The 25,996-nt window shown below is 70.3% G+C and carries 26 protein-coding genes and 1 other RNA gene; 12 read left to right on the top strand and 15 right to left on the bottom strand.

What is annotated here, in order from left to right:
* Positions 1-2: 2 nt before the first annotated feature.
* From FB390_RS29570 to FB390_RS29560, 3 genes are all read right to left on the bottom strand, one after another.
* Positions 3-3,014, bottom strand: a complete 3,012-nt coding sequence (locus tag FB390_RS29570; protein ID WP_141812499.1) for a bifunctional [glutamine synthetase] adenylyltransferase/[glutamine synthetase]-adenylyl-L-tyrosine phosphorylase — start codon at positions 3,012-3,014, stop codon at positions 3-5.
* A 35-nt stretch (positions 3,015-3,049) separates the two neighbouring features.
* Positions 3,050-4,390 (bottom strand): glutamine synthetase family protein, encoded by a 1,341-nt coding sequence (locus FB390_RS29565; RefSeq protein ID WP_141812498.1) that lies wholly within the window; start codon positions 4,388-4,390, stop codon positions 3,050-3,052.
* A 305-nt stretch (positions 4,391-4,695) separates the two neighbouring features.
* Positions 4,696-6,225 (bottom strand): alpha/beta hydrolase, encoded by a 1,530-nt coding sequence (locus tag FB390_RS29560; RefSeq protein WP_141812497.1) that lies wholly within the window; start codon positions 6,223-6,225, stop codon positions 4,696-4,698.
* Between the two features lie 290 nt (positions 6,226-6,515).
* Here FB390_RS29560 and panB point away from each other — a divergent pair, with 290 nt between their 5' ends.
* From panB to FB390_RS29540, 4 genes are all read left to right on the top strand, one after another.
* Complete coding sequence (panB, locus tag FB390_RS29555) at positions 6,516-7,373, top strand: 3-methyl-2-oxobutanoate hydroxymethyltransferase (protein WP_141812496.1); 858 nt, start codon at positions 6,516-6,518, stop codon at positions 7,371-7,373.
* 213 nt (positions 7,374-7,586) lie between these two features.
* A complete protein-coding gene (locus FB390_RS29550; RefSeq protein ID WP_141812495.1) occupies positions 7,587-8,033 on the top strand; it encodes a hypothetical protein in 447 nt (148 codons plus the stop codon).
* Positions 8,033-8,995, top strand: a complete 963-nt coding sequence (pip, locus tag FB390_RS29545) for a prolyl aminopeptidase (protein WP_141813167.1) — start codon at positions 8,033-8,035, stop codon at positions 8,993-8,995. Before FB390_RS29550 ends, pip begins: the two co-directional genes overlap by 1 nt.
* A gap of 3 nt (positions 8,996-8,998) precedes the next feature.
* A complete protein-coding gene (locus FB390_RS29540; RefSeq protein WP_141812494.1) occupies positions 8,999-9,868 on the top strand; it encodes a CHAD domain-containing protein in 870 nt (289 codons plus the stop codon).
* 60 nt (positions 9,869-9,928) lie between these two features.
* On the opposite strand, the gene FB390_RS29535 is transcribed toward FB390_RS29540, so the two are convergent.
* Complete coding sequence (locus FB390_RS29535) at positions 9,929-11,365, bottom strand: RNB domain-containing ribonuclease (RefSeq protein ID WP_141812493.1); 1,437 nt, start codon at positions 11,363-11,365, stop codon at positions 9,929-9,931.
* An 11-nt stretch (positions 11,366-11,376) separates the two neighbouring features.
* Positions 11,377-11,709 carry a hypothetical protein gene (locus FB390_RS29530; protein WP_141812492.1) on the bottom strand — a complete coding sequence of 111 codons (333 nt, stop codon included), beginning with the start codon at positions 11,707-11,709 and terminating at the stop codon, positions 11,377-11,379.
* Positions 11,710-12,125: 416 nt separating this feature from the next.
* Here FB390_RS29530 and FB390_RS29525 point away from each other — a divergent pair, with 416 nt between their 5' ends.
* Entirely contained in the window at positions 12,126-12,509 is a 384-nt protein-coding gene (locus FB390_RS29525) for a hypothetical protein (RefSeq protein ID WP_141812491.1), read from the top strand.
* A gap of 132 nt (positions 12,510-12,641) precedes the next feature.
* On the opposite strand, the gene rnpB is transcribed toward FB390_RS29525, so the two are convergent.
* Positions 12,642-13,057: RNase P RNA component class A (rnpB, locus tag FB390_RS29520), an RNA gene on the bottom strand.
* Positions 13,058-13,121: 64 nt separating this feature from the next.
* On the opposite strand from rnpB, the gene FB390_RS29515 reads away from it, so the two are divergent.
* The 3 genes from FB390_RS29515 to FB390_RS29505 all read left to right on the top strand — a co-directional run bounded on the left by FB390_RS29515 (position 13,122) and on the right by FB390_RS29505 (position 15,241).
* Positions 13,122-14,009 (top strand): alpha/beta hydrolase, encoded by an 888-nt coding sequence (locus tag FB390_RS29515; protein WP_141812490.1) that lies wholly within the window; start codon positions 13,122-13,124, stop codon positions 14,007-14,009.
* A 144-nt stretch (positions 14,010-14,153) separates the two neighbouring features.
* Positions 14,154-14,672: a TrmH family RNA methyltransferase gene (locus tag FB390_RS29510; protein WP_141812489.1), complete on the top strand. Its 519-nt coding sequence runs from the start codon at positions 14,154-14,156 to the stop codon at positions 14,670-14,672.
* Positions 14,672-15,241: a hypothetical protein gene (locus FB390_RS29505; RefSeq protein ID WP_141812488.1), complete on the top strand. Its 570-nt coding sequence runs from the start codon at positions 14,672-14,674 to the stop codon at positions 15,239-15,241. The genes FB390_RS29510 and FB390_RS29505 overlap by 1 nt, the downstream gene beginning before the upstream one ends.
* Positions 15,242-15,256: 15 nt before the next feature.
* Here FB390_RS29505 and FB390_RS29500 read toward each other — a convergent pair whose 3' ends face one another.
* Positions 15,257-15,577, bottom strand: a complete 321-nt coding sequence (locus FB390_RS29500) for a hypothetical protein (RefSeq protein ID WP_141812487.1) — start codon at positions 15,575-15,577, stop codon at positions 15,257-15,259.
* A gap of 87 nt (positions 15,578-15,664) precedes the next feature.
* Between FB390_RS29500 and FB390_RS29495 the strand changes: the two genes are divergently transcribed.
* Positions 15,665-16,249, top strand: a complete 585-nt coding sequence (locus tag FB390_RS29495) for an NUDIX hydrolase (protein WP_141812486.1) — start codon at positions 15,665-15,667, stop codon at positions 16,247-16,249.
* A gap of 43 nt (positions 16,250-16,292) precedes the next feature.
* Here the strand turns inward: FB390_RS29495 and FB390_RS29490 are convergent, their stop codons facing one another.
* A complete protein-coding gene (locus FB390_RS29490; protein ID WP_141812485.1) occupies positions 16,293-16,760 on the bottom strand; it encodes an SgcJ/EcaC family oxidoreductase in 468 nt (155 codons plus the stop codon).
* 44 nt (positions 16,761-16,804) lie between these two features.
* Positions 16,805-17,209 (bottom strand): hypothetical protein, encoded by a 405-nt coding sequence (locus FB390_RS29485; RefSeq protein WP_141812484.1) that lies wholly within the window; start codon positions 17,207-17,209, stop codon positions 16,805-16,807.
* Between the two features lie 78 nt (positions 17,210-17,287).
* Here FB390_RS29485 and FB390_RS29480 point away from each other — a divergent pair, with 78 nt between their 5' ends.
* A complete protein-coding gene (locus FB390_RS29480; RefSeq protein ID WP_141812483.1) occupies positions 17,288-18,226 on the top strand; it encodes a helix-turn-helix domain-containing protein in 939 nt (312 codons plus the stop codon).
* Here FB390_RS29480 and FB390_RS29475 read toward each other — a convergent pair.
* The 6 genes from FB390_RS29475 to cobC all read right to left on the bottom strand — a co-directional run bounded on the left by FB390_RS29475 (position 18,140) and on the right by cobC (position 24,543).
* The gene (locus FB390_RS29475) at positions 18,140-18,829 is read right to left on the bottom strand and encodes a chymotrypsin family serine protease (RefSeq protein ID WP_141812482.1); all 690 of its coding nucleotides are present in this window, start codon (positions 18,827-18,829) and stop codon (positions 18,140-18,142) included. The two genes, FB390_RS29480 and FB390_RS29475, sit on opposite strands and share 87 nt — an antisense overlap.
* Positions 18,830-19,138: 309 nt before the next feature.
* Complete coding sequence (locus FB390_RS29470; protein ID WP_185757324.1) at positions 19,139-20,485, bottom strand: bifunctional RNase H/acid phosphatase; 1,347 nt, start codon at positions 20,483-20,485, stop codon at positions 19,139-19,141.
* Positions 20,486-20,522: 37 nt separating this feature from the next.
* Positions 20,523-21,260, bottom strand: coding sequence for a zinc ribbon domain-containing protein (locus FB390_RS29465; protein WP_141812481.1), 738 nt, complete (start codon positions 21,258-21,260; stop codon positions 20,523-20,525).
* Between the two features lie 248 nt (positions 21,261-21,508).
* On the bottom strand, positions 21,509-22,153 hold the full coding sequence (locus tag FB390_RS29460; protein ID WP_141812480.1) for a hypothetical protein: 645 nt from the start codon (positions 22,151-22,153) through the stop codon (positions 21,509-21,511).
* A 54-nt stretch (positions 22,154-22,207) separates the two neighbouring features.
* On the bottom strand, positions 22,208-23,332 hold the full coding sequence (locus tag FB390_RS29455) for a Nif3-like dinuclear metal center hexameric protein (protein ID WP_141812479.1): 1,125 nt from the start codon (positions 23,330-23,332) through the stop codon (positions 22,208-22,210).
* 167 nt (positions 23,333-23,499) lie between these two features.
* Positions 23,500-24,543 carry an Rv2231c family histidinol phosphate aminotransferase CobC gene (gene cobC, locus FB390_RS29450; protein ID WP_141812478.1) on the bottom strand — a complete coding sequence of 348 codons (1,044 nt, stop codon included), beginning with the start codon at positions 24,541-24,543 and terminating at the stop codon, positions 23,500-23,502.
* 44 nt (positions 24,544-24,587) lie between these two features.
* Between cobC and FB390_RS29445 the strand changes: the two genes are divergently transcribed.
* The gene (locus tag FB390_RS29445; RefSeq protein ID WP_141812477.1) at positions 24,588-25,091 is read left to right on the top strand and encodes a low molecular weight protein-tyrosine-phosphatase; all 504 of its coding nucleotides are present in this window, start codon (positions 24,588-24,590) and stop codon (positions 25,089-25,091) included.
* Positions 25,091-25,972, top strand: coding sequence for an SURF1 family cytochrome oxidase biogenesis protein (locus FB390_RS29440; RefSeq protein WP_141813165.1), 882 nt, complete (start codon positions 25,091-25,093; stop codon positions 25,970-25,972). Before FB390_RS29445 ends, FB390_RS29440 begins: the two co-directional genes overlap by 1 nt.
* Positions 25,973-25,996: the final 24 nt, after the last annotated feature.

Below are 25,996 nucleotides of genomic sequence, written 5' to 3'. Positions count from 1 at the left end.
CCTCACGCCCCGAAAACTCGCTCGACCACCGCTTTCGCCCGCCGCGTCACCCGCATGTAGTGGTCCAGGAACTCGCTGCCGTCGTCGTTGCGCCACCCCGCCACGCGCGCGACCGCCGAGAGCAGACGGCCGGGGCCCGGCAATTGATCGGTGGCTTTGCCGCGCACCAGGACCAGCGCGTTGCGGGCCTTGGTCGCGGTGAGCCAGGCGTCGCGCAGCAGCGCCACATCCTCGGCGTCTAGCAGCTTGGTCTCCTCGATGACGTCGAGCGATTGCAGCGTGGAGGTGTTGTGCAACGCGGGCACCTCGTGGGCGTGGCGCAGCTGCATGAGCTGCACGGTCCATTCGATGTCGGCCAGACCGCCGCGACCCAGCTTGGTGTGCGTCGCCGGGTTGGCGCCGCGGGGCAGGCGTTCGGAGTCGACCCTGGCCTTGATCCGGCGGATCTCGCGCACCGCCTCGGCCGAGACGCCGCCCACCGGGTAGCGCACCTTGTCGATGACGTGCAGGAACCGCAACCCGAGGTCCTGATCGCCCGCGATCTGGTGGGCGCGCAGCAGCGCTTGCACCTCCCACGGCTGCGCCCACTGCTCGTAGTAGGCGCGATAGGCGGCGAGGGTGCGCACCAAGGCGCCGTTGCGGCCCTCCGGTCGCAGGCCCGCGTCGACGTGCAGCGGCGGGTCGGTGCTCGGCGCGCCGAGCATGCGCTGCACCTTTTCGGCGACGCCGATGGCCCATTTGACGGCCTTGGTCTCGTCCTCGCCCGGACGCGGATCGCAGACGAACAGCACGTCGGCATCCGAGCCGTAACCCAGTTCCATGCCGCCGAGCCTGCCCATGCCGATCACCGCGAAATCGGCGGGCGCCGGCGCGCCGGTCTCCGCCTCACTCGCTCGGATCACCGCCGCCAGCGATGCTTCCAGCACCGCGACCCACACCGACGACAGGGCATGGCACACCTCCGGCACCTCGAGCATGCCGAGCAGATCCGCCGACGCGACCCTCGCCAGTTCGTGGCGGCGCAGCGAACGGGCCGCCGCCACAGCGCGTTTCGGGTCCTCGTACCGGGTCGCCGCGTTGAGAATGCCGCGCGCGACGTCCTCCGGCTGCGGTCCGAGCAGCAGCGACCCGCCGGGACCGTCGGCGTACATGCGGATCGTTTCCGGCGCGTTGATCAGCAGATCGGGCAGGTATTCCGAGGAGCCGAGCACGATCATCAGCCGCTGCGCGATCGCGCCCTCGTCGCGCAGTTCGCGCAGGAACCAGATCTGGTCGTCGAGCCCTTCCGACACCCGGCGGTAGGCGAGCAGGCCCGCGTCGGGATTCGGTGTGTCACCGAGCCATTCGAGCAGGGTGGGCAGCAGCAGTGCCTGGATGCGCCCCTTGCGGGAGACCCCGCCGGTGAGCGCCTTGAGGTGGCCGAGGGCGTTCTCCGGCGCCGCGTAGCCGAGCGCGGCCAGCTGCCGGATGGCCGCGTCCGGGCTCAGCCGCAGCGCGTCGGAGTCCATCCGCGCGACCGCGTCCAGCAGCGGACGGTAGAACAGCTTCGCGTGTAACCGCCGCACCCGCACGGCGTTTCGGCGGATCTCGGAGGCCAGCACGCCGACCGCGTCCTGCCTGCCGTCGGGACGGATGTGCGCGGCGCGGGCCAGCCAGCGCATGCCCTCCTCGTCGTCGGCCGCGGGCAGCGTGTGGGTGCGCTTGAGCCGCTGCAACTGGAGGCGATGCTCGAGCAGGCGCAGGAATTCGTAGGAGGCGGTGAGGTTGGCGGCGTCGTCCCTGCCGACGTAACCGCCCGCGGCGAGCGCCGTCAACGCCTCGACGGTGCCCTGCACGTGCAACGACTCGTCCACCCGGCCGTGCACCAATTGCAGGAGCTGGACGGCGAATTCGACATCGCGCAGGCTGCCGTGGCCGAGCTTCAGTTCGCGCTCGCGCAGGTCGGCGGGCACCAGGTCTTCCACGCGGCGGCGCATCGCCTGCACGTCGGCGACGAAATCGGGTCGCTCCGAAGCGGTCCAGACCATCGGCATCACCTCGTCCCGGTACTGATGCCCGAGTTCGAGGTCGCCGGTCATCGGCCGGTTCTTCAACAGCGCCTGGAACTCCCAGGTGCGCGCCCACCGCTTGTAGTAGGCGATATGCGATTCCAGGGTGCGCACCAGCGCGCCCTGCTTGCCCTCCGGGCGAAGCGCCGCGTCCACCTCGAAGAAGGCCAGACTGCCCACGCTCATCATCTCGGCGGCCAGCCGGGTCGCGGTGGCGTCGGCGGGTTCGGCGACGAACACCACGTCCACGTCGCTGACGTAATTCAGTTCGCACGCACCGCTTTTGCCCATCGCGATCACGGCGAGCCGGACCGGGCACGGCCCGTTCTTGCATACCCGCGCGACCGCGACCGCGAGCGCCGCGGTGAGCGCCGCATCGGCCAGATCGGTGAGATGCCTGCCGACGGTCTGATACGGCAGCACCGGCTCGTTCTCGACGGTGGCCGCCAGATCCAGCGCGGCCAGCAGCATCAGCTGGTCTCGGTAGCGCCTGCGCAGCAGCGCCACCGCTTCGGGCCCGGCGATCCCCGCTCGAAACAGCATGGGGCCTGCGTTCGGCCCTTCCTCGGGCACCGCGTCGACGGCGTCGAGCAGATCCGCGAGGACCTCGTCGCGCTTCGGCAGCTCCGGGCGGCGCAGCAACTGCCACGAGGCGGGCTCGGCCACCATGTGGTCGCCGAAGGCGCTCGACGAGCCGAGCAGCGCGAACAGCCTGCCGCGCAAGGACTTATCGGTGCGCAGCGCGGAATCCAATACAGCCCAATCGTTTCCGAGCCCCTCACGGAGGCGCATCAGGGTGCTCAGCGCCAGGTCGGCGTCGGGCGCCCTGGACAACGACCAGAGGACCGGAATACTTTCGACGTTGTCCCAGCCCAATTCGCGCAGCGAGGCTGCGGCCGTCGGCTCGAGCAATCCGAGCCGACCGACACCGGGAACAGCGGAGCGCGCAGACGGTGGCCGGACCATAGTCTTAAACTACATGGCCCGGCGGCCCGTCTACGTCACAGTCCGAGGTACTCCTTCAGCTCGAACGGGGTCACCTGGCTGCGGTAGTCGGCCCACTCCCGCCGCTTGTTGCGCAGGAAGAAGTCGAAGACGTGCTCGCCGAGGGTTTCGGCGACCAGCTCCGAGCGCTCCATCGCCTGCAGCGCCTCGTCGAGGGTGCCCGGCAGCTCGCGGAAGCCCATCGCGCGGCGCTCGGCGGTGGTCAGCGCCCACACGTCGTCCTCGGCCTCCGGCGGCAGCGTGTAGCCCTTCTCGATGCCGCGCATACCCGCGGCGAGCAGCACCGCGAACGCCAGGTAGGGGTTGCAGGCGGAATCTGGGCTGCGGATCTCGACGCGCCGCGAGGACAACTTGTTCGGCGTGTACATCGGCACGCGCACCAGCGCGGAGCGGTTCGACCGGCCCCAGGAAGCGGCCGTCGGGGCCTCGCCGCCGTGAATGAGCCGCTTGTAGGAGTTCACCCACTGGTTGGTGATCGCGCTGATCTCGGGCGCGTGCTCCAGGATGCCCGCGATGAACGCGCGGGCGGTCTCGGAGAGGTTGATCGGGTCGTCCGGGTCGGCGAACGCGTTGTTCTCGCCCTCGAACAGGCTCATGTGCGTGTGCATCGCCGAGCCCGGGTACTGCGCGAACGGCTTGGGCATGAAGGTGGCGCGCACGCCCTCGTCGATGGCCACTTCCTTGATCAGGTAGCGGAAGGTCATGACGTTGTCGGCCATGGACAGCGCGTCGGCGTAGCGCAGGTCGATCTCCTGCTGACCGGGCGCGCCCTCGTGGTGGCTGAACTCCACCGAGATGCCCATCGATTCCAGCGCGTCGATCGCGTGGCGTCGGAAGTTGGGGGCGGAGTCGTGCACCGCCTGGTCGAAGAAGCCGCCGCTGTCGGCGGGCCGCGGCGGAGTTCCGTCCTGCGGACCGTTCTCGAGCAGGAAGAACTCGATCTCCGGGTGCACGTAGCAGCTGAACCCGACATCGCCCGCCTTGTTCAGCTGCCGCCGCAGCACGTGGCGCGGGTCGGCCCAGGACGGGGAACCGTCGGGCATGGTGATGTCGCAGAACATGCGCGCGGAGTGCTGGTGGCCCTTGCTGGTGGCCCAGGGCAGCACCTGGAAGGTGGAAGGATCCGGGCGCGCGACCATGTCGGCCTCCGACACCCGGGCGAAGCCCTCGATGGCCGAGCCGTCGAAGCCGATACCCTCCTCGAAGGCGCCCTCGAGCTCGGCGGGAGCGATGGCGACGGACTTCAGGTAGCCCAAGACGTCGGTGAACCAGAGACGCACGAAGCGGATGTCCCGCTCTTCGAGCGTCCGCAGCACGAATTCCTTCTGGCGATCCATGTCCGCGAGCGTAAGCACCTGGCGTTAAATCCGTGTTACGTACGACCTCAGGATTGCGTTTCGGGTCTGCGAGGGGCTATTCGGAACGAAGTTCACCGAAGTGCGGACCGGTCGGTGAGCAGTCCTCCCCGATTCGACGTTCGCTGGAACGTTCACCGCTGATCGTTTCGGAAGTGCTGTCGCGACAACGTCTGCGGATGCGGACGGAAGAGTATGGCCATCGATTCCCTTTCGCAGCGCACATCCACGACGACTTCGACGCGGCTGCCGACCGGGCACCGCAGTGGCGGCAAGTCGACTTGACGTCAGCAGGTGAGTCCGGGCGCGGGGACCTTCAAATCGACCAGGTAGGCGATCACGGCTGCGTCCAGGCACTGGTTGCCCGCCACCAGCGCGGCGGTGTGGCGGTTGCCGTTGAAGGTGATCAGCGCGGCGTCCAGCTGGGTGGCCAGGTCGACGCCCGCCTGGTACGGCGTGGCCGGGTCATCGGTCGTCGACACCACCACGACCTTCGGCAGACCTTCGACGGCGATCCGGTGCGGGTTGCCGCTGTTGGGCACCGGCCAGCTCGAGCACAGTTCCAGCGGGGCCTGGCCGGTGCCGCGTCCGTCGTCGAGGAACGGCGCGGCCTTGCGGTACTCGGTGTCCTGACGGCCCGCCACCGCCGGATCGGTGACCCGCGGATCGTCGACGCAGCGGATGGCGTTGAAGGCGTCCTGGGTGTTGTTGTAGGTGCCGTCGTCGCGGCGGCCGTCGTACATGTCGGCCAGTTGCAGGAGGGTGTCGCCGCGGCCGTCGCGCAGTTCGTCCAGGCCGAGGGTCAGCACCTGCCACAGGTCGTCGGAGTACAGCGTCTGGGTGACGCCGGTCATGGCGTCGTTGTAGCTGAGGCCGCGCGGGTCGGTGGTCTCGGCGGGCTTGTCCCACAGCGGGTTCACCAGGTCGCGGAACCGTGCCACGGCCTGGGCCGGGTCGGTGCCGAGCGGGCAGTCCGGTTCCGTCGCGCAGGCCTGGGCGTAGGCGTCGAACGCGGTCTGGAAGCCCGCCGCCTGGCGCAGCGACTCCTGGACCGGATCCTGCGAGGAGTCGACGGCGCCGTCCAGCACCAGCGCCCGCACCCGGTCCGGGAACTTCTCCGCGTACAGCGAGCCGAGCTTGGTGCCGTACGAATAGCCCAGGTAGCTCAGCTTCGGGTCGCCGAGCACCGCCCTGATCACGTCCATGTCCTGGACCACCTCGCGGGTGCCGACGTGCGCGAGCAGCTCGTCACCGGTGCGCTCGACGCATTTGTCCGCGTACTCCTTGTTCTCCGCCTCCGCGGCCGCGATGCCCTCGGGCGTGTTGTCCTCGGGGCGCTCGGCACGTTCGGCGTCGGCCTCCTGCGGCGTCAGGCACGCGATCGCGGGCGTCGACGCGCCGACTCCGCGCGGATCGAACCCGACCCGGTCGAAGCGCTCCGACAGCGGCGTCCGATTCGCAAGGCTCGCCATCGACAACCCCGACACGCCGGGTCCGCCCGGATTCATCAGCAGCGAACCGATCTTCGCCCCCGATGCGGGCACCCTGCTCAGCGCGACCTGCGCCGTCGGCCCCGCCGGGTCCGCATAATCGACCGGCACCGTGATCCGCGTGCACTGCGCGTTCGGCGGAAAGCGGTCATCGGGCCCCGCGAACCCGACGCACTCCTCCCACTGCGGCGTCTGCTGGTAGAACCGCTCCAACCCGGCCGCCGGTGCGGGCAACGGCCCCTGCGGCTGCGCCCGCTCGGTCGCGCACCCGGCCGCGACCATGGTCAGCACCGCCGCCACCAGCACACCACGCCCACGCAATCCCATACTTCGATCCTGCCAGGAGGGGTTGCCGAATGGTTCCTCCCCCATCCGCCCGGCCCCTCGTCAGGCCTCGCAGATCTGTCCTCGCGCACCGCGAGCGAAGACACGGCAAAGCCCTGCGGACCGGCCCTCGTGAACAGCGGCCATCAGCGCCGAGACCACCGCACTGCCCTGTGACCAATCGCACCGGACGACGCCCTTAAGCGAGCGCCGAGACGGGTGGCACACTGAAAGCGTCAGGAAACCCGGGGACCCGGCCAGGGCCTCGAGGCGACAACACGAAAGGGACGATGATGTCCGTATCCGATGCGGAAACCCCTGCCTACGGCGCGGCTCAGACCGAGACCAAGAAGGCGCGGCGCAAGACGCGTGTCCCCCACCTTCAGCAGATGAAGGCCGCCGGTGAGCGCTGGGCGATGCTCACCGCCTACGACTACTCCTCCGCCCGCCTGTTCGAAGAGGCGGGCATTCCCGTACTGCTGGTCGGCGACTCGGCCGCCAACGTGGTGTACGGCTACGACACCACGGTGCCCATCACCGTGGACGAGCTGATCCCGCTGGTGCGCGGCGTGGTGCGCGGCGCGCCGCACGCGTTGGTGGTGGCCGATCTGCCGTTCGGCACCTACGAGTCCTCCCCGCAGCAGGCGCTGGCGACGGCGACGCGGTTCATGAAGGAGGGCGGTGCGCACGCGGTGAAGCTCGAGGGCGGCGAGCGAGTCGCCGAGCAGATCGCGCTGATCACCGCCGCGGGCATCCCGGTGATGGCGCACATCGGCTTCACGCCGCAGAGCGTCAACACCCTCGGTGGTTTCCGGGTGCAGGGCCGCGGCGACGGCGCCGAGCAGCTCATCGCCGACGCCATCGCGGTGCAGGAGGCGGGCGCGTTCTCCGTGGTGATGGAGATGGTTCCCGCCGAGCTGGCCGGGCAGGTCACCCGCAAGCTGACCATCCCGACCGTCGGCATCGGCGCGGGCGCCGACTGCGACGCCCAGGTGCTGGTCTGGCAGGACATGGCGGGCTACACCAGCGGCAAGACCGCCAAGTTCGTCAAGCGCTTCGCCGAGGTCGGCGACCAATTGCGCTCGGCGGCAGCGGCTTACGCCGACGAGGTGCGCCGCGGCACGTTCCCTGGACCCGAGCACAGCTTCTGATCGACCGAACCAGTCGAGCGGCGCGCACCACTGGCGCCGCTCGACCAGCCGCCGGCCCACACCGGGCCGCGGGAACGCGGCCCGCTCCCCGTTGCAGCGCCGGCCGCATCATCTGCGGGGCTGAACCGCCTCAGCCCTACGCACGCTGCGGGCCGTGCGCGGGAAACAATGGCAGACTCGATGCCGACATTCTCGACACGAGCAGAGGTACCGATGCCGCACAGCCGTTGGATTTTCCGCAGCACCTCGCTGATGGTCGCCGCGTTCGCCGCCGCGACACTGGCCGCGTGCGGGACGAACGGGAACCCCGAGCCCACCGGTAGCACGGGATCGACCACCTCGGCGCCCACGTCGGCGACCACGACCGCCCAGGGCACCGGCACCCAGAAGCCGACGCCGACGGTCACCGACGCCGCCGCCACGCAGTTGTGCGACGCGATCCGGCCCGAGCTGTCGAACTTCCGGGTGCAGGGTCCGACGCTGGGGCGGGTCGGCCTCAACCTGATCGTGCACCCGTGGGGTCTGCAGAACGGCATCGACGTGCTCGGCAACAAGGCCGTAGTCGACACCGTCACGACCAAGAGCTGCCCGGATGTGCGCCAGCAGGCCATCGAGGCGCTCCAGACGCCGGACCTGGCCTCGATCATCGTCGGTCTGTGATGCGCACCCTGTATCCCCCGATCGAGCCGTACGAGTCGGGCATGCTCGACGTCGGCGAGGGTCAGTCGGTGTACTGGGAGGTCAGCGGTAATCCCGAGGGCAAGCCGGTGGTGTTCCTGCACGGCGGCCCCGGCGGCGGCACCGCGCCGTTCCACCGGCAGTTCTTCGACCCGTCGGCCTACCGCATCGTGCTGTTCGACCAGCGCGGCTGCGGCCGGTCCACCCCGCACATCGCCGACGGCGCCGATCTCGCGCACAACACGACCTGGCATCTGGTCGCCGACATCGAGGCGCTGCGTGCGCATCTCGGCGTCGAGCGCTGGCAGGTCTTCGGCGGCTCGTGGGGCTCCACTCTGGCGCTCGCGTACGCGCAGAAGCATCCGGAGCGGGTCACCGAACTGGTGCTGCGCGGCATCTTCCTGTTGCGGCGCAAGGAAATCGACTGGTACTACAACGGCGCCGCGGGCTACGTCTACCCGGACGAGTGGGAGAAGTTCCTCGCGCCGGTGCCGGAGGCCGAGCGCGACGGCGATCTGGTCGAGGCCTATCACCGGCTGCTGCACTCCCCCGATCCCGAGGTGGCGACGGCCGCCGCGATCGCGTGGTCGGTGTGGGAGGGTTCCACCAGTTCGCTGCTGCCGCACCCGGATCGGGTCGCCGAGACCGGCGAGCCGCGGTTCGCGCTGGCGTTCGCGCGCATCGAGAACCACTACTTCCGGCACGGCGGTTTCCTGGAGGAGGGACAGCTGCTCCGCGATGTGGGCGCCGTCTCGCACCTGCCGGTCGTCATCGTGCAAGGCCGCCACGACATCGTCTGCCCGGCCGTGAGCGCCTGGGATCTGCACCGCGCCTGGCCCGGCTCGGAGCTGCACATCGTCGACGACGCGGGACACGCGGCCAACGAGCCCGGCATCGTCGACCGGTTGGTCCGCGCCACCGACGGCTTCGCGAAGGTGGGCTGAGCCGTGGCGGCCGCTGCCGGAGAAGCCCTGATCGCCGCGCTGCGGGACGACATCGACCGGTTGCTGGCCGCCGAGCCCGAGGTACGCGCGGACGCATCGGATTCGGTGCACCAGATGCGGGTCGCCACCCGGCGGCTGCGCAGTGTGCTCCGCTCGTATCGCGGCTTGTTCGACAAAGCTCCGGCAGCCGAGATCGGCGCGGAGCTGAAGTGGCTGGCCACCCTCCTCGGCGTCGCCCGTGACGCGGAGGTGCGGGCCGACCGCTTCGCCGATCTGCTCGACGATCAGAACGAGGAAGTGCCGGACGCGGTCACCGAGCGTCTCGTCGGCGCCGAACGCGCACGCTACGACGCCGCGCACGCCGAGGTGCTCACCGCACTCGACACCGACCGCTATCGCGCGTTGCGTGAACGACTGACCCGCTGGCGTACCGACCCGCCGCTACGGCCCGCCCGCGCCGCGGCGCCCGCCGCCGACTTCTTCGGCGTCGTGCTGCTGCGCGACCACGAGCGGGTGGCGGCGCTGATCCGGCACGAGCCGACGGTGCCCGGGCCGGAACGCATCGAAGCGTTGCACGATATCCGCAAGAGCGCCAAGCGTTTACGCTACTCCTGCGAGGCCGCCGAGCAGGTCATCGGCGAGGCCGCCGCCGATCTCGGCGGTCGCGCCAAGCGCCTGCAAACCGTGCTCGGCGACCACCGCGACGCGGTCGAATCCGGCGCGGCGATCATCGAGCGCGCGGCGGAAGCCGAAGCCGCGGGCGAGGACATGACCGTCTACCGCCGTCTCACCGTCGCGGAGAACGCCGCGGCCGACCGCGCCCTTGCCCGCTACCCGGAAACAGCCGAGGCCCTTTCGACCAGCCTCTGGTGATTTCGCGATTTCAGCGCACGCTCCCCAGCGGTCGAGGTCCGCGTCGGTGTGAGCGCCGAGTCAGGCGGGGAAGGCGAAGCCGACCTTGCGGGTGACCGGGTCGGCGGAGACGAGCCGGACCTGGACCGACGCGCCTTCCTTCGGGCCTCCGGTGCAGGGTCCGAGCACCGGCGGGTCGGCGATGAAGACCTCCGCGGGTCGGTTGCCGTTGGCCTCGCGGATGACGACCGCGTCGAACACGGCGTCGGGGCGTTGGGCGAGCAGGCTGGCCTCGGTGAGATCGATGCAGGCGCGGTCCACTTTGCCCGAGACACTGTCGGTGCGCTTCATGGTGTCGGCGGTCGGCTGGAGTCCGTCCCGAACCCATTGCGGCACAGGCGTTCCCGCGCAATGGGCCAAGCAGATCTCGGTGGCGAAGCGATCGGCGAGGCGGCGCAGCGGAGCGGTCACGTGCGCGTAGGGCGCGCCGATCCCGCTGTGCGCCAAGATCTCCGGCGTCGACCCGTTCACCACGGTGTACCCGGCGCCGCGCAGCAGGCCGGTCGCCTCTGACATGAGCACGAGGGCGGCGGGGCTGTTGGGATCGAGCCCGGCCAGCATGCGCCCGACCGGCTGATCAGCGGGCCAGGCCACGGCCAGCGCGGCGGCGGTGCGGCGCATGGACGCGATGGCGGATTCGCTGGGCGGCGGCATGGTGCGCAGCAGGCCGATCCGCTGCCCGTCGGCGTCGGCGCCGTCGAGCATGATGCGCGCCGCGCACATGCCGGTCAGCAGGGAGACCTGCTCGTTCCAGTCGTCGGCCGCGGTACGCGGCTCCACCACGAGCCGCCAATGGCCGTCGTTCGCGTCGTCGCGGATGACGCTCTGCGCGGGCAGGCGCAGCCCGATCGCGCCGCGAGCGAGTCCGGCCTCGATGCGCCGCGTGCCGAATTCCGGCAGGGCCGCGATCGAGGGGTGCAGGGTGCCCGCGTCGGCGTCGGCTTGGACGCCCGCGTAGTCGAGTCGCGCGCGGGAGCGGACGGTCGCGCGCACCACCGAGTAGGTCAGCGGTTCGGCGTTCTCGTCGAGTTCGATGGTCCACAGGGCCGCGGGCCTGGTCTGCTCGGGCAGCAGGCTCGCCGCGCCTTCCGAGAGGACGGGCGGATGCAACGGCACCGTGCCGTCCGGGAGGTAGTAAGTCTGGCCCCGCACGCCCGATTCTCTGGCGAGCGCGCCGTCGGGGGCGATCACGGCGCCGACGTCGGCGATCGCGTAGTGCAGTGTGAAGCCGGAGCCGGTGCGCTCCAGGTGGAGCGCCTGGTCGAGATCCATGGCGCCCGGCGGGTCGATCGTCACCAGCTCGATGTCGGTGCGATCGATCCGGTCGCCCGCGAACGCGTCCACCGCGCCGCGGGCTTCCACGGTGGCCTCGGCGGGGTACGCCGAGGCCAGACCGAATTCGGATCGGATGGCGCCGAAATCGACCGGCGCCGAGATGATCCGCTGGTGCAGTTCCACGTAGAAATACGTTACTGCAGTGCCAGCATCGTGCCGTTCAGCTCGTTGAACGGACCGAACACCGTGAACGTCACCCGCCCGGTCGGGTAGGTCGACGACAGGTCGGCCGCGGCGTCGAGCGCCTCACCGAACGACGCCGCCGACGGGTGCGGAAGACCGGCGAGCGTGCGGCCGAAATTGTTGTCGGCCACCCACCTGGTGTCGGCAGGGCTGAGATCGACCTGCACCCCGCCGGGAAGCGGAGTCACCGCGACCGCATTGGCGGACCCGGCGCCCAGCGCGGCGAAAACCGATGCGGCCCCGGCGATGAGCGCGCCGGCGACCAGTGAACGAACTACCCGCATAGAGTTGAGACCTGCTTCCGCAATCGAAGTATGAATCGGCCCGCTGCTGCCCGGCATCGGGCCTGCCAACGGCGACTACTGTATGACGTCGGTCACCTTTAGGCCAGTTCCGTACGAATCGCCCGGCCGCACCCGTCGTGTCGCGCGCAACTGCTACTGTTCGGGGCCGGTGCGGGCCGTGATCTCGCCGCCCATTCCGAAATGACCCCGTACGTCGACAATTGGGAGTTATGCACTGATGTCATCGATCATCTTCGACTACCTGATGCCGCTGCTCGGCCCGGAGCAGGCCGCATACTGGGCGCAGGTCTTCATGGTCGATCCCACCTGATCTCACAGATAACGCCACACGCCGGTCGCCTTCCGTTAACCACACGGAAGGCGACTTTCGTCCGGTGCCGCTAGCATCCGGCACCGTGAGAAGAACTTCCGCCGCCATCGCGGTCAGCACCTCCCTGTTCGCCCTGCTCATCGCAGGTTGCAGCAGCGACGACAAGGACACCGCCGCGTCGTCCACCTCCGCCTCCCCCGCCGCCCAGACCAGCGGCGCCGCCGTGCCCGACAACGCCAAGGCCGGCATGTTCGTGGTGAGCTACCGCAGCGCCTTCCCGAAGCTGGCGGAGGGTCGCAGCGACGCACAGATCGCGGAGATCTTCACCGCGACCTGCAAGGACATCAAGGACGGCAAGGCCGAGGACGCCATCGTGCAGTCCACCGTCGACCGCACCAAGTCCGGCCAGACGGCCGCGACCAAGGAAGAAGCCCAGGCCATCTACACCACGGCCAAGTACCTCTGCTGAGCCCGTCGCCGATGCGGGCCGGGAGCCTCGGTGCGCGGCCCGCATCCGGCGGTTCGACGGCGTTCCGTCGACACCGATCGTCGTGAACTCGGACTTCCTCGGCACACCGTGCCGGGCCACTTGGGCGTGTGGCGGACGAGTTGGTCTGTAAGCCGGATCCTGTTCCCGGTTCGCACCGGGCGGCGACCATCCATCTGGGCACACCGTCGCCGGGTGCCTCGAGCGGCCCACCCGCAGGCTCGGGCGAGCAACCCTCGAACGCCTGCGCAGCCGCACTCCGAGAAGTGCGACCTTCGACCTTGCTCCGGGCGGGGTTTACCGAGCCGCCCCGGTCACCCGGGGCGCTGGTGCGCTCTTACCGCACCGTTTCACCCTCACCGCGCGTCCCCGAAGGGACACGGGCGGTCTGTTTTCTGTGGCACTGTCCCGCGGGTCACCCCGGGTTGCCGTTAGCAACCGCCCTGCTCTGTGGAGTCCGGACTTTCCTCGGCGACAGGCGGCGGCACCGCAGTGCCCGTTCCCATCGCCGCGGCCGCCCGACCAACTCGTCCGCGCGTGCCAGGATACTCCCCGGCAGGTGAGCGGCCGCTCGCGCCAGTACGGTTAGACGTCATGGAACGTCTCGAGGTCAGTTTTCCCTCAGGTGGCCAGCAATGCGCCGCCTGGCTGTACCCTCCCGCAGGCGTCCCCAAGCCCCGTCCGCTCGTGGTGATGGGGCATGGTCTGGGGGGCACGCGGGACATGGGTTTGGACAGGTACGCCCGTCGATTCGCCGCGGCGGGCATGGCCGTGCTGGTGTTCGACTACCGACATTTCGGTGCGAGCCAAGGTGATCCGCGCCAGCTGCTGCACATCGCGCGGCAGCGGGAGGACTGGCGGTCGGCCATCGCGTACGCGCGCACCCTGCGCGGCATCGACAAGACCCGAATCGCGCTGTGGGGCACGTCGTTCGGCGGCGGTCACGTGCTGACGGTAGCGCCGGAGGACGATTACATCGCCGCCGTGGTCGCCCAAGTGCCGTTCACCAGCGGATGGGCTTCGGCATGGGCCAAGGGGCCGATCAGCATGACCAAGGTCGCCACCATCGCCGCCACCGATCTGCTGATCGGGCCGCTGCGGCGCAAGCCGGTGCGGATTCGGCTTGCCGGGCGCAAGCGGTCCGCGGCGCTGATGAGCGCCACCGACGTGCCGGAGGGTTACGGCAGGCTGGCCGAGGAGAGCGCGACCTACGACCCGAAAGTGGCCGCGCGCGTTGCCTTTCCCGCGCTGTTCGATTCGCCCGGCCGGCACGCCAAGGCGCTGAAGATGCCGGTGTTCTACGCGGTGGCCGACAACGATTCCATCGCGCCGGCCAAGCCCGCGCTGAAGGCGGCCGAACGCACCAAGCACGCGGTCGTGAAGCGTTATCCGGTCGGGCATTTCGACGTGTACTTCGACGACGTCTTCGAGCAGGCGGTCTACGACCAGACCGAGTTCCTGGTCTCGGTACTGCGGCCGTGAGCACCGTCCCCGGCGTACTTCCGGTGCGCCGGGGCGGGTATCGTCGTAGGCGCCGGATTCCTTCTGCGATGGCCCCGATGCGCCGCGAAGCATCGACGCGATGAACTTCTTCGTCTCCCTCGGGAAGGGTCTTCCCGTCCACCGATGAGCGCCGCGCGGGTACGCACCCGCCCGGAACTGCGCAAACAGCGGCGGCAACGCGCGCACGGCTGCTGGAACCATTTGATCGCCGCGCCGCTGTGGCCCAAGCACAGCGCTAATCTCGGCACCCTGCTGCGCACCTGCGACGCCGTCGGCGCGTGCCTTGCCGTGCCGCGCCGCCCGTGGGTGCCCGACGCGCTGAATCAGGGAAATACGTTGCGCCACCGGCAGTGTGTGCACTGGGTGGACGGACGCGTGGATCGCTGGCTTGCGCGGCAGCGGGCGGGTGGTTCGGCCGTGGTGGGCGTGGAGCTCACCGACGAATCCATCCGGCTGGCCGATCTGCCGACGGCGCGGAAGCGCACGGTCATGGTGCTGGGGCACGAGCTCGACGGGATTCCGCCCGAGGGACTGGAGTTGCTCGATGTGGCGGTGGAGATTCCGATGGTGGGCACCGGGCACAGTCTGAACGTGGCGGTGGCGGGGTCGCTGGTGTTGTATAAGCTTGCGGGGCTTTGCTAGTGCGCGTCGCACTGCCGCGGCGCACTCCGACGAGCTTTGGGGCGACCATCGATCCACGCGAGCGAGCGAGACGCCGATCGGCGAAAGTCGTTGCAGCGCTTGGCACCATCGCGATGCTCACCGGTTGCCGAACGATCGACGACTCAGGTCCGGTGGCTTGGGCGCCGATCGAGGATTGCGACGGCACGATGCCGACCGGGCCGCAGATGATTTCCGACCCTAGCTTCTCGGCGTTCGTGTCGGGGCTGCGGCTGCCGCAGAACGTGCAGGTGTCCTCCGGTGGGGCGCGGGTCTCGACCGCTCGTCCGGATCAGGTCGACCTCACGCTGGATCTGTGCTTGCCCGGTTCCGCCGATCTCGACGGACTGGTTCCCGTGGCGACCGATCTCGCACGTGCGCTGAAACGGCATGAGCTCGGAACTCGCACGGCCGCTTTGTCGGTCGCCTGCGTTGGTCCGGATATGCAGGGCCGCATGGAAGTTCGCGATCCTGATTTCCAGGTACATCCCTGGGACGGCACGCCATCGCCCGCGGCCGAGTCGCGGGTGTGGGAAGTGTTCGTCGAATAGACGTCGGCCGGCGCGTCAGCGTGCGCGGCGCAGTGTCCGCCACAGGACGAGGAGCGCGGCGAGGGCGCCCAGCGCGAACGGCAGTGGGCGTTCGCGGACGGCGGCGGCGATGTCTCGCCCGCGCTCGGCGACCGGTTCGGGCAGCGCCTCCTCACCGCGCTCGGCCGCGTCGAGGACCCGGGTCCTCGCACGATCCACCAGATCGGTCGCCGCGAGCGCGGCGGCCGCGCTGCGGTCCTCGGCGCGGTGTTTGGCGTCGGTGGCCTTGTCTTTGGCGGTGTCGACGAGGTCGTGCAGCTTGTCGGTGTCCGGGTCGGTGGGGTGTCGCGGGTCCATGGGTACCTCCTTGTCGCTTCGACGTCGCGTACCCGGGTCGGTGCGGAACAAACAGGTTGTCGGTGCCCGCCGCTACAGTCGCGGGCCATGAACGCAGCGACTGCCGTGGTTGCCGAGATCGTCCGCGGGATCGACCCGGGCGACGAGCTCGAGCGCGAGCACATCGCGACGGCGCTGGACTGGCTGGCGTCGACCGACGACGTGTTCCGCAGAGAGAAACCGGCGGTACCGCCGCGACATCTGGTGGCGTACACGGTGCTGGTCGACCCGGCGTCGCGTGCGGTGTTCCTCGGGCGGCATCGGCTGGCCGGTTTGTGGTTGCCGATGGGTGGCCATCTCGACCCCGGTGAGCATCCGTTCGCGGCGGCCCGGCGGGAGGCGGGCGAGGAACTCGGCATCGCCGCCGACTTCGATGTGGTGGGTCCCGCGCCATTGTTCCTCACCGTGACCACGACCGTCGGCATCGGCGGCGGTCACGAGGACGTGAGCCTCTGGTACGTGATCCGCGGCGATCGCACCCGCGAGTACCGGCTGGACCCGCGGGAGTTCGCCGGTGGACAGTGGTGGGATATCGACCGATTCGCCGTTCCGGAGTCCGATCCGCATTTCGCCCGCTTCCTGACGAAGCTGGAGGCGGTCCTCGGACCGGACCTCGACCCCGTCGCGGCGTAGATCCTCGCGGGACGGAATCCGAGGCCGTCACCGCGGCCGCGCGTCAGGGCGCCGATCGGACGCGGGTGTTCTGGAATGTCGTGAACAACCACTCTCCGTTCACGCGCACGGCGGTGCGGGTTTGGATCGAAAGGTCCTCCGGGCGGCTGGTATTCGCGGCATCCCGCAGCACACAAACGCCGTTGGTGACGAGCACGGCCACATCCGGCGCCGGAAATCGGATAGTGGTCTGCCGTGGAGTCGAGAGCCGCGTGCCCTTCATGAAGCCGTCGAATCCCTCCTGCATGACCTCGGCCAATCGGGCGCGGCCGCGGACGAATTCGCCGATGACCGAGACGAAGTCGGCGTCCTCGGTGAACGTCGCCGCGAACGCCGCACCGTCACCCGCGGCCCACGCGGTGCTCTGCGCGGCCAGCAGATCCAGCAATCGGGCTCGGTCGGCCGTATGGTCCGGCGCGGCAAACTCCGCGCGTTCCGCCGAATCCGAGAACGCGGCTGTCGAACACCCCACCGCGCCCTCCGAGGCACGCTCGGCGCGCCCAGCATCCGGGCCGCTCACCGCGCCGCCCGCCGCAACGCGGTGTATTCCGTCGCAGCGAACGCAGCGACCACGGCGGCGCCGATCAGCAGGAACACCACGCCCAACCAGGTCAGCTCGAGCACCCCGGAGAAAGCGAACGCCACCATCCCCGCCGCCGACAGCGCGTTCACCGCGACGACCGCCTTCGCGTGCCGCGCGGGGATCCGCGGGTACCCCGCGATCAGCAGCAGCGCCAGCGCACCGCCCACCATCGCGACCCCGAACGGAATCGACCAGGCCGTCGGCAGCCCGAGCGGGTCGCGCAGCGCGGCCGCTCCGCCCAGCATGACGACGCCGAACGCGCCGGTACTCCAGCCGTCGACGCGCAGTGCGGTGCGCAACGGGTCGGTGGCTGGGGCGGCGAGTGCTGCCGTGCTCATGTCCATCTCCTGTCGGTCGATCGTTTCCGACACCCACGATGCCGAGGCGCGGTAAGCGTCTCAATAACCTCGGAGGTCATGTGGGCGTGGCGCGATGGCTACCCTGCTGACGTGAAGAACGGAGCCCGGATCGGCCCGCTGCTGCGCGACTGGCGGCAGCGGCGGCGGCTGAGCCAACTTGATCTGGCGCTGGCCGCGGACAGCTCGGCCCGCCACGTGTCATACCTGGAGAACGGGCGAGCGGCGCCGAGCAGGGCGATGGTGCTCCGGCTGTGTGAAGCCCTGGATGTGCCGCTGCGGGAACGCAATACGCTGCTGCTGGCCGCCGGTTTCGCACCCGCCTACCGCGAGTCCAGCCTCGACGACGCCGAGCTGACCGCGGTGCGCTCGGCGGTGGCGACCATGCTCGCCGCGCACGAGCCCTATCCGGCGGTGGTGGTGGACCGGTGGTGGAACGTGGTCACCGGCAACTCCGCGATGTCGGTGCTCACGGCGGGCGTTCCGGAGCATCTGCTGACGCCGCGGCCGAACGTCTACCGGCTGGTGCTGCATCCGGACGGTCTGGTCGCGCGGCTGGCCAATCCCACACAGGTGCGCGAGCTGTTCCTGGAACGGCTGGGCCGCCAGGCCGACGCGACCGGCGACGAACGTCTGCGCGCGCTGTACGACGAGGTGCTGGGCTATCCGGCGCCGTCGGATCCGGCGGCGGATCGCGCGGCGCCGACGGGTCCGTTCCAGGTGCCGGTCCGGATCAGGACGCCGCTCGGGGAGATGGCGATGTTCAGCACCATGGCGACGTTCGGCGCGCCCGCGGACGTGACGCTGTCCGAACTCGCCATCGAATTGTTCTATCCCCTGGACGAATTCACCGCCGCGGCCCTGCGACAGCAGCGCGGGGACGCGACGGTGAAGGGTTCGGCCGGAAACGACTCAGATCGGACGGAATCCGGCGCCGACGCCGCCGACGGCGTTGACGGCGGCGAGGATCACGTCGATCGGCGCGAAGAACGCCGGTGAGTGGATCGGGTTGGCCGCGGTGGTGCACGGCACGTCGAAGCCGATGCCCGCGAGGCCGGTCAGCCTGCCTTGGTTCATGCCGACCAGGCGGTCGCCGACCGTCACCGGGCCGCCGGAGTCACCGGGCTTCGAGCAGGCCTGGTTCAGGGTGATGGTCTCGTCCAGGTTGCCCCAGACGACACCGCAACCCGGGCCGCTGGTGCGACCGTTGGAGCACACGGTGGTGCCGGGACCCGGCGTCGGGCCGATCCCGCTGATCGTGGTGGCGCCGACCGTGCGAACCGGCGTGACCTTCGCCGGATCGAACTGCAACACGGCGAAATCCAGCCCCTCCCCGTTGTCGGAGTAGGCCACCACACCGACCGCGCCCACATCCAGCGCCGTCTCCGACGCCAGCCGCGTACCGGCGGGCGCGCAGTGGCCCGCGGTGAGGCCCACCAGACGACCGGCGTTGTCGTGGCCGATGGCGGTGAGCGAACACGCGGAGTTGTTCTCGAAGACGAGGCCGGAGCTTCCGCCCAGCACCGCGCTCCCCGGAGCGGCCTGCGCGGCGCCCGAGACGGCGGCGCCCACACCCGCGACGACGGCCGTCACGGCCGCCATCCACCTGAATCTCACAGCAGTAACTCTCCTTCTCGAAAGACACAGGCCGACACTCGATTTCGATCGAGGAATCGACCCACCCCACACATCGTGCGGCATCGCACCGACACCAACGGTGACGCGATGCTCGTTCCGGCCCTTTCCGCGCGGGAGCGGAGCGAACCGAGTACGCAGCCTCGGTTGACTGTCGGCTACCTCAGCGTTGGGGTAGCGGCCGGTGCGCGCAATGCGATGTGTGCCGCGCCACCGTACCCGGAGATGGCCGCCGATGCGTCGGTCAGGTCGGGCAAGGGCCTTCGGGCCGGGCGTTCAGGACAGGTAGGAGGTGTCGTTGACCAGCCGCACCGAGGACCCGCCGTCCGGGTAGAACTCGGCGATGGACAGCGACGCGAGATCCAGATGCAGCCGGTACAGCAGCGACGGGCCCACTCCGAGCGCCAGCTGCAACAGCGTCTTGATCGGCGTCACGTGGCTGACCACCAGCACGTTCTGCCCCTGATACAGCGCTACCAGGTCGCGGCGTACGGCCTCGATCCGCTCGCGAACCTCGTCGAAACTCTCGCCGCCCGGCGCCGCCACCGACGGGTCGCCGAGCCAGCGCGCGTGCAACTCCGGATCGCGTTGCGCCGCTTCGAGAAACGTCAGGCCCTCCCAGGCGCCGAAGTCTGTCTCGATGAGCCCATCGTGTGTGCGCACGGGCACGTTCAACGCGGCGGCCGCGGCCTCCGCGGTCTCCCGCGCGCGACCGAGCGGCGAGCTCAGAACCGCGGCGATATCACCTTTGGCCGCAAGCATTTTCGCGGCGCGCGCGGCCTGTTCACGGCCGAGCGGAGTGAGCGGCGGGTTGCCGCGGCCCGAATAGCGCCGCTGCACGGAGAGTTCGGTCTGGCCGTGGCGGAGCAGGAGCAGGCGGGTCGGGCGGCCGGTCGCACCCGTCCAGCCGGGGCTGGTGGAGGCGGTCTCGGTGTTCGCGGGGTCGACGCGGGCGGCGCGGACTTCGTCGATCCGGCTGGGGGCGTTGTGTTCGGCGCCACGCGCGGAAGATGCCGCGGCCGTTGCCGTTTCGGCGTCTCGGTCGCCGACGCCGGACGCAGCCGTTCCGGTACGTGGTGGGACTCCGGGCTCGGGCTCGCTGCCCGGGGTTTCGGTGGTCGCCAGGTCTTGCTCGGCGGCGGCCTCCGCACCGGCGACCGTCGCTGGCGCGCTGTGCGCCGAGCCGGTCGCGGCACGGACCTCGTCGACCAGGGTGGCGTCGTCCATCGCCTCGTTGGCCAGGCGGTCGGCGTGCGAGTTCTGAGCGCGCGGAATCCAGGTGAAGTCGACCCGGTCGAAGCCCGCGATCAGGCGGCGGGCTCGGTCGGCCAGCGGGATCATCGCCGCGTGCTTGACCTTCCAGCGGCCCGACATCTGCTCGACGACGAGCTTGGAGTCCATCCGCACGTCCACCGTGCGCGCGCCCAGCTCGGCGGCGGCCTCCAGGCCCGCGATCAGCCCGCGATACTCGGCGACGTTGTTGGTGGCGATGCCGAGGCTTTCCCGCCGTTCGGCGAGCACCGCGACGTGGTCGGCGGCGAAGACGACCGCGCCGTACCCAGCGGGGCCGGGGTTGCCCCGCGAACCACCGTCCGCCTCGACGATCACGTGCTCGTAACTCACCGGACCTCCTCGGCACCCGGACGATCGGACCCGCAGGTCACAGACCGGATTCCTTGGTGCGCACCAAGATCGCGTTGCATTCGGGGCAGCGCACCACCACATCGGGCGCGGTCTTCGCGATGCGCGCGATCTCGCCGCGGTCCAGTTCGATCCGGCACGCGCCGCACTTGCGCGCTTGCAGCAGCGCCGCGCCGACACCGCGCTCGGCCTTCTGCTTGTCGTAGGCGTTCAGCAGCTCCGCGGGGAACAGTCCGACCAGGTTGGACCGCTCGTCCGCGCAGCGCTGCTGCGCCACATCCAGATCCGCGAGCGCCTCGTCGCGCAGCCGCTGCGCGTCGGCGAGCTCGTCTTCGGTCTTGCTCAGGCGGGCGCCCGCGTGGTCGTGATCGGAGGCGGACGCCTCGCGGCGCTCCATCACCTCCAGGAGTTCGTCCTCCAGCACGCCGCGCCGCCGCTCCAGACTGCCCAGCTCGTGCTGGAGCTCCGAAAGCTGTTTGGCGTTAACGGAACCGGCCGTCAGCATGCCGCGGTCGCGCTCCTCGCGCTTGCGGACCGCCTCGATCTCGCCCTCGAGCTTGCTGATGTCGCGATCGAGGTCGTCCAGCACGATCTCCACCGCCACCGCGGCGTCCTTGTGCTTGTTGCGCTCCCCCTCCAGCCGCGCCACCTCCTGCTGCTCGGGCAGGACGGAGCGCCGATGCGCGATCCGCGTCAGTTCGGCGTCGACAGCCGCGAGCTGAAGCAGCTTGGCCTGGATCGGTGGTTCGACATTCAACGCGGACAAACTCCTGAGCACTGTGGACGGGTCGGCGGTATCCGCCGGGCGGCGAATGCCAGTGCTCAACCGTACCCCGGCTACGGAGCGGTTGGCTCCGAGACCGGTCGAGGGGGCGAGTTGACGCGGCGGGTGTGTCTGGGTTGTCCGGTTGGGATCTGTGGGCGATTTCCGACCCGTCACACGTCTGCCGCCCGGTGCGCCGCGCCGCCGTGGCGTTGGCCTATGGGCAGCCCCGCGGCATCGGATCAACTCCCGGGCGCGCGGGTCTTGATGGCGTCGCGGGAGATGTAGACGTCGTATTCGCCGGGGGTCGCGATGACGGCGTTGCCGTAGGCGGAGCGGACGAAGGGGTCGGTCCACCACTTTCCGTCGCGCATGTCGGCGAAGAATTCGGCGTCGCCGCCGTTGAGGAAGATGTGGTTCTGGGTGGTGGCGACGCCGTCGAGGCGCTGGCCGTACAGGCGGGTGACCTGGTAGCCGGAGTGGAAGCCGAGGGCGTTCACCCAGGGCTCCAGCTCCACAATGTTGGCTTGCAGCACCCACAGATCGCCCTGGACGCGGAACTTCTCGCGCCGCTCCGGGTCGTCGTCGTCGCCGTAGAGCGTGAGGTCGACCTCGAGCTGATGTTCCTCGCCCGCAACCTCGGTCACCACCACGTGCGCGGCTTTGATCTCGCCGCTCAGTCCCAGGTACGTCTGCATGAGGGTCGCCACCCATAGCAGCAGCACCGCGACGACGAGGAGCACGAGCCCGCCCGCGCCCCGGCCGAGCAGCACCCGCGGCCCGACCCTGCGCACCTTCACCAGCGCCGAAACGAGCAGCGCGACCGCGATCAGGATCAGCAGGATCAAACCGATCTGCAGGATCCCGAAATCCACCGGGTAACTCATGCGGTAGTTGTACCCGCTTCCGGCCCTTCGATTCCGGGGAACGGCGAGGAACTGTCAGTCCGCGGCGCCCACGGTCCACGGGTCGGTGCGGAGGGTCGAGACGCGGGTCTCCAAGTCGGGAAGCGCCGCGGCGACAATGCCTTCCGCTTGCGCGCACCAAGGGAATTCGGTGGCCCAATGGGCGGCGTCGACGAGGGCGGGTCCGCCTTTACGGAGGTGTTCGTCGGCGGGGTGGTGGCGCAGGTCGGACGTGAGGTAGGCGTCGACGCCGAGGCGGGTGGCCGCGGCCAAGTAGGAGTCGCCCGCGCCGCCGCACACCGCGACGCGCTCGATCATCCGGTCCGGATCGCCCGCGGCCCGGACACCCCAGACGGTGGCGGGGAGCGCGGCGGAGACGCGAGCTGTGAAGGCGCGCAAGGGTTCCGGTTCGGGCAGGGTGCCGACGCGTCCGATGCCGAGCCCGGACGGCAGGGCAGCGCGCTCGGTGACGTGGTAGGCCGGGTCCTCGTACGGGTGCGCCGCGCGCAGGGCGGCCAACACCGCGCCGCGAGCGGCGGGCGGTGCGAGGACCTCGACGCGGTTTTCATCGACGTGTTGCAGCTCGCCGATCGTGCCGATCGCCGGATTCGCGCCCGGCATGGGACGGAACTGTCCGGTGCTCGGGGCCCAGCTCGCGCAGTCGTGATAGTTGCCGCTACCGCCCGCGCCCGCGGCGAAAAGGGCGTTCAGCACCGTGCCGGTGTGGGTGCGCGGGACTTGGACGACCCAATTGTCCACCGCCGCCGTGGGTTTCGGGTCCAGCGGAGCGGTCACCGTCAGCCCGATCGCCGCGGCGAGCGCGTCCGAGACGCCGGGGTCGGCGGAGTCGGCGTTGGTGTGGGCGGTGAACAGGGCGCATCCGGAACGGATGAGACGGTGCAGCAGAGCGCCTTTGGCGGTGTCGGCGGCCACGGTGTCGACGCCGCGCAGCAGCAGCGGATGGTGCACCACCAAGGCCTGGGCGCGCCAGTCGATGGCCTCGTCGACGACCTCGGCGGTCGCGTCCACCGCGAACAACACCCTGGTGACCTCGTCTTCGGGATCACCGCACACCAATCCGACCGAGTCCCACGACTCCGCCAGCTTCGGCGGATACGCCGCGTCCAGCACCCCGATGAGATCCGCCAGCGTCGTCACCATCCGCCTACCTCACTCCTCCCGAACTCCCGTCCCGGCGCGAACCGGCCGCCCTCCATCATCCAGTCCGATGTTCTCGCGCGGACAGCGCACCCGGTTCCCTGCTCTTGCACAGCCGGACAAGCGAACCCTGTCACCTGTCGAGCCGCATCCGCCGCGAGACTCGCGCGCTAGACGCGTCCGGGCGCGGTGCGGATGGCAGCGCACAACCGCTCCACGGCGGCGTCATCTCGTACCGCCACGCGCAGGTAGTCCGGCCCGAGCCCGGGGAACGTGTCGGCGCGCCGCACCGCGATTCCAAGATCGGCCAGGTGCTGACGCAACGATTCCCCATCGGCGACACGCAAAAGGAGGAACGGCGCGTGCGCGGGCGTATGGACGTGCACGCCGAGGCCGGTGAGACGTTCGACCATCATCTCGCGGGCCGCAGCGAGAGCCATCGCATGGCGGTCGGATTCGGCAACGGCGAGCGGTGCGGCGGTGGCGACGATCGCCTCGAGCTGGAGGGTGCCGAGGGGCCAGTGCGGGCGGCCGTGGTCGAGACGGGCGAGCAGGTCGGGGGCGCCGAGGAAATAGCCGCAGCGGAGACCCGCGAGCGCCCACGTCTTGGTGAGGCTGCGCAGGACGAGGATGTCGGGGGTCGCGGTGGTCGCGAGAGATGCCGGTTCGCCTGGCACGGCGTCGGCGAAGGCCTCGTCGACGACGACGAGACGGCCGGGTCGGCGCAGGGCACGGAGGGCTTCGGCCGGGTGCAGGACCGAGGTCGGGTTGGTCGGATTGCCGAGGACGACGAGATCGGCCTCGTCGGGCACCGCGAGCGGGTCGAGGGTGTAGGGCGGTTCGAGCAGCACCCGCGCGACGGGAACGTCGGCCTGGCGCAGCGCGAGTTCCGGTTCGGTGAACGACGGGTGCACCACCGCCGCGAGGCGAGGAGCGAGTTTCGGCAGGAGCGCGAAACCTTCGGCCGCGCCCGCGAGCAGCAGCACCTCGTCCGGGTGGCGGCCGTGCCGGGCGGCGACGGCGGTGCGGGCGGCCAGGTCGTCGGCGGCGCTCGGGTAGCGGGCGAGGTCGGTCAGGCGGACGGCGAGGCGTTCGCGCAACCACGACGGCGGCTCGCTGCCCTGCACATTGACCGCGAAATCGAGCATGCCCGGGCGCGCGTCGACGTCGCCGTGGTGGCGAAGCAGCGCGGTGTCGACTGTGTCGGAGGGCACGGGATCACACCCTACGTGGCGGGCGAACGAGGTGACCGGCCAGAATGGCTGTCGTGGGTGACCTGCACGTCTCGTTCGTCTGTACCGGCAATATCTGCCGATCGCCGATGGCGGAGAAGATGTTCGCGCACCACTTGCGCCGCGCCGGCTTGGCCGACCGGGTGCGGGTGAGCAGCGCGGGCACCGGCTCCTGGCACGTCGGCGACGACGCCGACCCGCGCACCACCGAGACACTGCTGAAATACGGCTATCCGACCGGCCACGTTGCCGCCGTCGTCGGCGCGGATCACCGCGCGGCCGACCTGCTAATCGCCCTGGACACGGGGCACGAGCGGGCACTGGCCCGGCTGGGCGTCCCGTCCGACCGCCGCAAGCTGCTGCGCAGTTTCGATCCCGAAGCCGACGGCCCCGACGTGCCGGACCCGTACTACGGCACCGCCGCCGACTTCGAACTCGTCCGCGCGCAGATCGAGGCCGCGATCCCCGGCCTGCTGGACTGGGTGCGCGCGGCGCTGGACCGCGTCCCCGTCGCGGACGGGCGGCCGTGATGCGCCGCCTGGCGTTCTTGTTGCGCCCCAGCTGGCTGATCCTCGCCGCGCTGGTGGCGGCCTTCGCCTACCTGTGCTTCACCGTGCTCGCGCCGTGGCAGCTCGGCAAGAACACCGCCACCGAGCACCGCAATCAATTGATCGCCGACTCGGTGCGCGCCGACCCGGTCGACGTGACCACGGTGCTCGACACCCCCGGCGCGGAGCACACCGAATGGCGGCGCGTCACGGCCACCGGCAGTTACCTGCCCGATTCGACGGTGTTGGTGCGCCTGCGTCACCTGGACGGCGCGCCCGGCTACGCGGTGCTCGCGGCGTTCCGCTTGAACGACGGGCGCACGCTGCTCGTCGACCGCGGTCTGGTCGCCGGTGTGGACGGAACCTCGCGGCCGCCGCAGATCCCCGAACCGCCCGCGGGGCCGCAGCGCCTCGAGGGCCGGGTCCGCATGTCGGAGGGCGTGAGCGCGGACCGGACGCCGCTCACCCAGGACGGCTACCGCCAGGTGTATTCGATCGACACCACGCAGGGATCCGAGGTGCTCGGTCAGCCGCTCACCCCGATCCCCGCGGGCGAGCGCGGTGGGTACCTCCAGCTCACGGAGAACCAGCCGGGCGCGTTCACCCCGACCCCGCTCCCCCAGCTCGACGCGGGCCCGTACCTCTCCTACGGGTTGCAGTGGCTGGCCTTCGGGATCATGGCGCCGCTGGGCCTCGGCTACTTCGTCTACGCGGAAATTCGCGAACGCCGCAGGGAGAAGGCCGCGGCCGCCCAGCCGACGCCGACGGAACCCACGCCGACCGAACCCACCGCGCCCGAACCGCCCGCGCGGCCGACGACCGAGGCCAAACTCGCCGACCGATACGGACGCAACCGCTCCTGAGGTCGGCCTGCGAACGCGATCCGC

It is taken from the genome of Nocardia bhagyanarayanae, from assembly GCF_006716565.1.
Lineage (GTDB): Bacteria > Actinomycetota > Actinomycetes > Mycobacteriales > Mycobacteriaceae > Nocardia > Nocardia bhagyanarayanae.
The sequence above is the reverse complement of the archived record's forward strand: the minus strand, read 5'-3'. Positions and strand labels throughout refer to the sequence as shown.